We start from the raw sequence: 1,644 nt of genomic DNA on the forward strand, positions 1-1,644 counted from the left end.
TCTTTGGTAAAGGAATTAGGAGCGACGTAGAGTGCAACGACTACTTCGTCCAGAATCTCTCCTTGCTGACGAATCGTCCCATAGTGTAGGGTATGAGAAGGCTGTTCCAGTAGATTCTTACCATGAAAAGACTGGTTGACCAACGTAATAGCTTCAGGACCCGATAAGCGAATTACGCCAATAGCTCCCTCGCCAGTAGGGGTTGATAAGGCAATAATAGTATCTTGAGCGTAGGCAGGCATAAAAAAACAGTTATCCGATCTTTTAAACGTAAAGTAACGGATAACTGCGCTGAAATAGTTGCGAAAAGAGGATTTACTCGCTCATTTCGGTCTGATTAAACTTTTCTAATAGCTCTAGAAAATCATCGGCGGGACGAAAGCCACTAACGGGTTGAAAGCGAGCAAAAGACTCATCAAAAAATACCACCGTTGGATATCCGGTTACTCGTAACGCCCGGGCTAATTCACCTTTAGAAAACTCTTGTCCTTTAAAAGTAACTTTATCATCACTGTCGGCCTTTAACTTAACGGCATAAAAGTTCTCATTGACGTACGCCGCTACTTTCTCATCGGCAAAGGTAGTTTTATCCATTTTCTTGCACCAACCACACCAATCGGTATAAACATCCATAATAACCTTCCTGGGCTCCTTTTCCGAGAGGGCTTGCACTTCTTCAATGGTTAGCCAATTAATTTTGTTGAGTTCGGTAGGCTCTTTTTCAGTATGGGTAAGGTGACTTACGGAAGCCAGACTTAAAAAGACAACTACTCCTAAAGCTAATGACAAGAAACGCTTTATTGCTAGATTTTTCATAATAATTATCGCTAGTTCTTACCTATAACGAACCTTGGGTTGAAATGATTCTATCAATTATGGAGCAAACACCACTCCATTTGTCAGTATTAAAATAGCTGACATACACATAGGGCAGGGTTCACCGGTAGTGAATAGAACTGTCTCAGGTAACGTTTGCGATTGATTCAGTTGGCAGGCTTGTCGGATAGCGTTCACTTCACCGTGGGCAGTAGGATCGAACTAGCTACGGTATTAAATGCTTGAGCGAGCACTTCACCATTTTGCACGATTACACAGCCAAACGGGGTTTTGCCTTTCAATGACTGCTCAATTGCCAACTACATAAAAGTCTTCCAAGCAGCATCAACCATTCTTTAGTTCCTTTTCTACGTGCTGCACCAACCGATCGCAGAGATCATTCATTTCTTGGGCCATATATGAGTCACCAGTAGCATTAAGTGTGGTTTGAGCCAACCCACCGATAGCATCGATACAAAAGCGCTTCATTTCATCAACCGGCATTTCTTTGGTCCACAAATCAATTCGCAAGGTATTCTTTTGTTGGTCATCCCAAAAAGAAAGACTCATTGATTTGCTTTCGCTAGGACTATTTTCTATCTGTGGGTTCCCTTCGCCATCGGTGGCACTCCAGGTAATATTTTCGGGAATATTGGCTGCATCTAGTGATACGGTAATATTGATTTCGGACTTTTTCATAAGGGGTAATACAGTTACATCCGACAATACTACAAAGTTCGCATTATTGAACCTATAAAGTAATTTGAATTTCTGCTTTATATAGGTACAAATGCTTATATTGTTTAAGAATTTCGTGCTTTCTCTAAT

Annotated in this window: 2 protein-coding genes and 2 pseudogenes; all 4 read right to left on the minus strand. The window is 41.2% G+C overall.

Annotated features, from left to right (window positions below; genetic code table 11):
* Positions 1-242: pseudogene (locus WBA23_RS11775) on the minus strand (tRNA uridine-5-carboxymethylaminomethyl(34) synthesis GTPase MnmE); the annotation flags it as partial.
* Positions 243-315: 73 nt separating this feature from the next.
* Entirely contained in the window at positions 316-816 is a 501-nt protein-coding gene (locus WBA23_RS11780) for a thioredoxin family protein (protein ID WP_424582477.1), read from the minus strand.
* A 57-nt stretch (positions 817-873) separates the two neighbouring features.
* Positions 874-1,023: pseudogene (locus WBA23_RS11785) on the minus strand (deaminase); the annotation flags it as partial.
* A gap of 138 nt (positions 1,024-1,161) precedes the next feature.
* On the minus strand, positions 1,162-1,515 hold the full coding sequence (gldC, locus tag WBA23_RS11790; protein ID WP_424582478.1) for a gliding motility protein GldC: 354 nt from the start codon (positions 1,513-1,515) through the stop codon (positions 1,162-1,164).
* Positions 1,516-1,644: the final 129 nt, after the last annotated feature.

The sequence above is a fragment of the Tunicatimonas sp. genome (assembly GCF_049647865.1).
Classification (GTDB): Bacteria; Bacteroidota; Bacteroidia; order Cytophagales; family Cyclobacteriaceae; genus Tunicatimonas.